This is a genomic window from Gardnerella vaginalis (assembly GCF_001546485.1).
Classification (GTDB): domain Bacteria; phylum Actinomycetota; class Actinomycetes; order Actinomycetales; family Bifidobacteriaceae; genus Bifidobacterium; species Bifidobacterium vaginale_D.
This window is the reverse complement of the sequence record NZ_KQ956838.1, coordinates 1-6,719: the sequence shown is the minus strand read 5'-3', so window position 1 is coordinate 6,719 and position 6,719 is coordinate 1. Positions and strand designations below refer to the sequence as shown.

Genomic DNA, 6,719 nt, shown 5'->3' with positions numbered 1-6,719 from the left:
CCGTAAGGGTTATGAGCTGATTTTTTACACAGCTTTGTCCAGGTGTCGAATGCGCGGAAAACAGATTCGATTACCGCAAAACGCTTGTATTGCAAGGCCTAGACATGATTTCTTACACACTTTTTGGCCTATAAACCCAATATTAACGATGACGGCGATTATTAATGCGACGAATACGCGGACGATGTACTTTAATGGGTTCCGTACGATTCAGTGCGCCAAATAGTGTTAAATCAAATTTCACTGATAGCAAACGCATTGCCACTACTAACGCAACGATAAGTACATCCAATAAAATCTCAACTGTTACACCAAAGCAGCCAGCATGTTTCGCTTTCACTACAAAAACAGTGAGCACGCATCCTACAGCCGCTGGGAACGCATACCAATGTTTATCGCGCACAATAACAGGCACTTGGTTCAAAATCATATCGCGAATCAAACCACCGCCTAACGCAGTTGCCATTCCCAAAAACACAGACGCCATGCCAGACATATGAAAATCCAAACCTTTTGCAGTACCATTCACTGCAAATAAGCCCAAAGCAAACGCATCAAGAGTTAGCATAAACCAACGCCATTTGTCAATTTCAGGGTGAGCAACTGCAACAATAACGCCAGAAAGTAAGCCAGTAATAACGAAACCGCGATCAGCGATACCTACGGGAGGTAGTGCCCCCAGCAGCACATCGCGCACAATACCGCCACCTAGCGCAGTTATCCAAGACGTAGTAATAATGGCAAACACATCATATTTTTTGCGGATAGCCCACAATCCCCCAACCATGCCACAGCAACCCATAGCAACATATTCAACTATAAGAAAGAAAATGTTATCCCCTAATGCGCCTTCCACAAAATATCCCTTCAACTTTTTATTAAGCATGCGCCGTTATGCAACATACGTGCTACACAAATACGCGACGCGCCGCACTATATATAAGAATCTACATATATAGAGCACGACGCGCCACACATAGTATATCGATAGGTAATATATCGATATTGCATTGATATTACATTATTAAATATTTGCGAAATACATAACAAATACTTACGTCATACTTACGCAATATGAAAAGTATCTGCCCATATGTATTACATATTGCTGATTGTTGAATCCTAGTCGCAAACCTTCCACATCCAGTTATGCTTGTCTTCAACATCGCCAAGCTGAATGCCAAGAAGTTCATCACGCAAAGCCTGAGTCAACTCACCAACACCACCATCAGCAACCTTAAGATCAAAGTCATCAGACTTAAAACGACCAATTGGCGTAATGATTGCAGCAGTACCACAAGCAAAGACTTCAGTAACCTCACCAGAACGAATATCGTCAAGTAAGCCTTGAAGCGGAATCATAGTTTCAACAACCTCATGACCAGCCTCTTTAGCAAGCTGAATCAAAGAACGACGCGTAACGCCAGGAAGAATGCTGCCAGTAAGCGATGGCGTCTCCAAATGACCATCCTTATGGAGTGCAAACATGTTCATGCCGCCAAGCTCTTCCAAATACGTCTTAGTTGCAGCATCCACGAAGCACACTTGCTCACAACCATGCTCAATGCCCTTGTATTCACCTAGCAAAGAAGCAGCATAGTTGCCGCCACACTTAGCAAAACCAGTACCACCAGGACCAGTGCGGAACCACTGATCTTCAACCCAAATGCTCACAGGCTTCAAGCCGCCCTTGAAGTACGGACCGGATGGAGAAGCAATTACACAATATTCAACCTCATGAGCTTCACGCACACCAAGGAACGGCTCAGAAGCAAACATGAATGGACGCATGTACAGCGTGTATTCGCGACGGCTTGGAACCCATTCCTTATCTCGCTTTACCAAAGCTGCAACAGAACCAATAAAGTCGTCAATAGAAAGATCTGGCAAGTACAAGCGCTTAGCAGAATTTTGGAATCGTGCAGCATTAATATCTGGGCGGAAAAGCCAAACGGAACCATCAGCACGCTTATAAGCCTTCAAACCTTCAAAGCATTCTTGAGCGTAGTGCAACACTGATGCGCCTGGATCCATTTTTAAAGGACCATAAGGCTCTATGCGACGATCCGACCAACCCTCGCCCTTAGTCCAGGACATGTGAGCCATATTGTCGGAGAAAATCTGACCGAAAGCAGGCTTATCAATAAGTTCGTTGCGCTTTGCGTCCGAAACTGGATTATCATTTGGCAGAACTTCAAAATTGCCAGCTAATTTGTTCAACAGAGTTGGATCGCTATGTTCATAAGACTCATAAGCGTTCGCAAAATCTGGAGCGACCTCTAAATCAGCCATTATGTCTCTTTTCTATGTGTATCTTTACTACTTGCTTTTAACGCAATTAACGTATAGATTAATACGATTCTTGTTTTTAGCAAATCTAAAACGAGAAAATTCGTACAAAAAATCTTCTATAAGAAAAAATTTTATTGCCAAAATGTGCGAAATTATATACAAAAAGCCGCATAATCATTACGACTATGCGGCTTACGATATTAAAAAATATTTTTATAAGTTCATTAACAGCTCAGTGTGTCAAACTTACTTTTCTTCTGCAGGCGCAGCATCAGCAGCTGGAGCAGCAGCGTCAGTGCCGGCAGCTGGAGCAGCAGCATCTTCAGGAACAGTCACGCTGACAACGGATTCTTCACCATCCATGTCAAGCTCGGCACCCTCAGGAAGCTTCACATCCTTAGCAAACACCTTCGTACCATCAGTCAAACCATCGACGTTCACAACCAAACGCTCTGGCAAGTTAGCAACATCAGCACGAACCTTGAGCTCCTGGACATCCACGAATGCAACTGCAGCACCCTTTGGAGTGCCTTCAACGAAGACTGGCACTTCAACGTCAATCTTTTCGCCAGCCTTCACTTCGTAGAAATCAACGTGTTCTACGATACGCTTTACAGGGTTACGCTGAACATCCTTCACAACTGCGATGCGAGATTCGTCACCGAACTTAATAGTGAACAAAGCGTTTGCGTGACGCAAAGCAAGAGTGGTTTCGCGCATTGGAAGTGTAACGTGCACTGGTTCAGCACCACCAGCGTAAAGGCTTGCTGGAATCAAATGAGCAACACGCAAACGGCGAGCAACACCCTTACCAAACTCGCTGCGCAATTCACCTTCGAGAGTAATTTTTGTAGCCATATCGGTCTCCTTATGGTCTGGATAGTTGTATATTAAATCCAGCTTCAGGCGCACCGACGCGCCGAAAACCATAAGTGGCATCAGCCCAGTCGATAACGGAACTCTGCCACAAAGCCAATCACAAAGCCAGCAGCACATTCCCTCGCCAAAGCAACTTTTCTAGTGTAACCACATACATAGACTTAACGCATTGCAAGATAGCTACTCTATTTACATCCCTTTTACCGCATTTACTTGCAGTCACAACATTTACTTGCAGTCGCAGCTGTACTTGAGCACACAAGCGATTATGATAGATAACAGTCCTAAACGCATCGCAACCGCGCGTTTGAAAAAAGCCTTTTGGCATGATGAAGGAGCAGATGTGTCTGTTTTTAATGCACTCCAACAGCAAGCGTTTAATCTTGCACGCAAAGCATTACGTATTGGCAGCAACTTCGCACACCCAGTCAGCGATGACCGCGCAGGCGAACCAGATTATCCTCATACTGATCAGGAAAACGCAGCGAATACTTTACTTTCGCAAAATCCACGTCTTCCACGCGTAGAAGAGTGGGGCGCGGAAATGCCGACTACCACGTTTATCGATCCGGAAACTGGTTTGCTTACTACAAAAACAGAAAGCGCCGCTCCCCTCGATGAAGGCACGAGCATTTATGACTTGTATGCTGATCGCGCTGCGCGCATGGGAGACGACCCTCTTTACACGTATAAAGAAAACGACCAGTGGGTTACCAAAACTGCCAACCAGTTCCTTAAGGAAGTGCGTGATGCAGCGAAAGGTTTGATGCACTATGGCTTGCGCAAAGGTGAAGCTGTAGCTCTTATGTGCAAAACATCCTACGAGTGGGATGTTGCTGACGCTGCAGTAATGGCTTGCGGCGGCATTCTTGCTACGATTTATGATACAGATTCTGCTGAGCAAATTCGTAATATTGTCAATAATTCCGATTCTCGATTCCTTATTGTTGGAACCACTGATATGCGCAATAAAGCTGATGGCGCTATTGAAGAATGCCCAAGTTTGGAACGCATTATTTGCATAGAAACCGGCGGATTGGCGGAACTTCAAGCTTTTGGTTACACTGTGAGCGATGAGGAGCTTGATGCGCGTATTGATTCTGTGAAGAAAACTGATTTGTGCTCTATTGTGTATACTTCCGGTTCTACTGCTGCGCCTAAAGGCGTGGAAATGACACACGAACACTATTGCACTACCGCATTAAATTTGCCTATTTACTTGCCTGAGCTGCTCAGTGAAAAAGACGGATCCGTGCTTCTGTTTCTTCCTCAGGCGCATTCTTTTGCACGCGCTATTAATTATATTGTTGTGGCAAGCACACTACGTATTTACATTGCTCAAGGTATTTCTACGTTGATTTCTGATTTGCAAGTTGCAAAACCTACAGTAATGATTGTGGTGCCTCGTGTACTTGAAAAGGTGTATAACGCAGCTTCGCAGAAAGCTGGTCATGGTGCTAAAGGCTTAGCCTTCCAGGGTGCTGTTGTTACCGCTCAGCAATACATGAAGGAAGTGCAAGAGTTTGGCGATGCTAAAACTCTTACTAAGGCTCGTCGCACTGCTTATGATCCTCTCGTGTATCGTCCACTTCGTCAGGCTCTTGGCGGTCGTGCGCGCTGGATTGTTGCTGGCGGCGCTCCGCTGGATCCTGAACTGCTTTCTTTCTTCCGCGGTGCTGGTGTTCCTGTGTATGAGGGTTATGGTCTTACTGAAACCACTGCCCCATGTGCTTTTACTCCTATCGGCGTTCCTTTCCGCGAAGGTTCTGTTGGTATTGCTTTCCCAGCTTTTACGTTACGCATTGCTTCTGATGGCGAAGTGCAAATTAAGGGAACTTGCGTTTTCCATAAGTATCATAAGAATGATGAGGCTACAGAGACTTCATTTACTCAAGATGGATGGTATGCTACTGGCGATTTAGGGCGAATTGACGATGAGGGCATGCTTTATATTACTGGTCGTAAGAAGGATTTGATTATTACGGCTGGCGGCAAGAATGTTGCTCCTGGACCTATTGAAGAAATGATTAAACGCTGTGAGCTGGTATCTCAAGCTTTAGTACTTGGCGATAAGCGCCCGTTTATTTCTGCACTTGTTACGTTGGATGAAGAAACGTTGCGCACATGGCTTAAATCAAAGGGTCTTGACGCAACGATGAGCATGGAGGAAGCGGCTAGTAATGCTGTGGTTCGTTCTGAAGTGCAAAAGTTTGTGGATCTTGCTAATGAGGGCGTGTCGCGCGCTGAATCTGTGCGCAAGTTCATTATTTTGCCAGAAGAGTTTACGCAAGAAAACGGCTTAATGACTGCATCCATGAAGATTATTCGTCCTCATGTTATTAAGCGGTATGCTACATTGCTGAATACGCAAATGTACACGACGAGGAAGAAGTAACGCCACAACATGAATTGAGTTTGTTATTCAAGCTGCAGTAAGTGAGCTTAACTTGCTGCAGCTTTTTATTTTGCGCATAGTTGTTACAACTTTCACCTAATGCGTGCACGCAATTGCAGATATAGCATGTGCGCATATGTATATAGATGTATATAGACGTTAAACCGTAAAAAGTAACATGCACAGACGGACTATAGCGTAGATGTACTTTGCTAGTTTCGGACTGTCGCTCATAAAAAACACGGTATGATTGTTATATTTGCATAAATTATTAGTTTGTAAAGATTATTATTTTTTATCGTTTTGCATAGGATTGCATAATAATTTATATGTTTTTATTGCATAAATTTAGTAAAATTATAGTGATTTTCTATATTTTATAGAAAAGTTTCCATATACACACATACGGATGTTTTTAGCAAATACCTTGAAACCCCCCCCCGTACCAGAATATACTGTTTTGCAGAGAAGCAGGAGAGATAATCCTTGTAAAAAATCATTGCCCACCTGATTCTTCATATAAGTGAAAATAGCCACACATTGAACACTATAAGAGAGAAGGTTAATGATGAATTCTAAATTTGCATCATTACTCGCTTTAGGAGCTGGCACACTTCTTGCATTTGGCATTTCTGCCAACGCTGCAGATGCACAAACAAAACAAGCAGCTGACTCCGATGCTCAAGGTATGTACTACTATCCAGGCGCTATCGGTGGAGACAAGGAAGACGTTACGTCTGAACCTGCACCTGCACCAACACCTGATTCAGAAGATGAAGATAGCGGTATGTACCACTATGCAGGATCTATTGGCGGAAGCGATGAGGACGTGTACAGTGATGAAGCTCCAGCTCCAACACCTGCACCAGAACCAGAACCAGAACCAGAACCAGAACCAACTCCAGTAGTGCCAACACCTGCACCATCTGAAGAAGGTGGCATGTACCACTTCACCGGTTTCAGCGACGAAAACGCGTATAGCGACGAAACGCCTACACCAGCACCGGAACCAACTCCAGTAGTTCCAGTTACACCAGTAGTGCCAGTTACACCAGTAGTGCCACAAACTCCAAGCATCTCTGATGTTCTTGGCACGTTAGACGGCAACACAGTGTTCCACTTAACCCCAGCTCCAAAGCCAGTTACCCCAGTA

4 protein-coding genes and 1 pseudogene are annotated in these 6,719 nt (G+C 44.4%); 2 read left to right on the top strand and 3 right to left on the bottom strand.

Annotated features, from left to right (window positions below; all coding sequences use genetic code 11):
* Window positions 1-142: 142 nt before the first annotated feature.
* The 3 genes from HMPREF3208_RS01510 to HMPREF3208_RS01500 all read right to left on the bottom strand — a co-directional run bounded on the left by HMPREF3208_RS01510 (window position 143) and on the right by HMPREF3208_RS01500 (window position 3,150).
* Window positions 143-856, bottom strand: a complete 714-nt coding sequence (locus HMPREF3208_RS01510; RefSeq protein ID WP_032814773.1) for a trimeric intracellular cation channel family protein — start codon at window positions 854-856, stop codon at window positions 143-145.
* A gap of 266 nt (window positions 857-1,122) precedes the next feature.
* Window positions 1,123-2,292 (bottom strand): branched-chain amino acid aminotransferase, encoded by a 1,170-nt coding sequence (locus HMPREF3208_RS01505; RefSeq protein ID WP_016637823.1) that lies wholly within the window; start codon window positions 2,290-2,292, stop codon window positions 1,123-1,125.
* 246 nt (window positions 2,293-2,538) lie between these two features.
* Window positions 2,539-3,150 (bottom strand): 50S ribosomal protein L25/general stress protein Ctc, encoded by a 612-nt coding sequence (locus HMPREF3208_RS01500; protein ID WP_064346887.1) that lies wholly within the window; start codon window positions 3,148-3,150, stop codon window positions 2,539-2,541.
* A 364-nt stretch (window positions 3,151-3,514) separates the two neighbouring features.
* Between HMPREF3208_RS01500 and HMPREF3208_RS01490 the strand changes: the two genes are divergently transcribed.
* Window positions 3,515-5,566 carry an AMP-dependent synthetase/ligase gene (locus tag HMPREF3208_RS01490; RefSeq protein WP_064346882.1) on the top strand — a complete coding sequence of 684 codons (2,052 nt, stop codon included), beginning with the start codon at window positions 3,515-3,517 and terminating at the stop codon, window positions 5,564-5,566.
* A gap of 565 nt (window positions 5,567-6,131) precedes the next feature.
* A pseudogene (locus HMPREF3208_RS06625) lies at window positions 6,132-6,719 on the top strand (hypothetical protein); the annotation flags it as partial.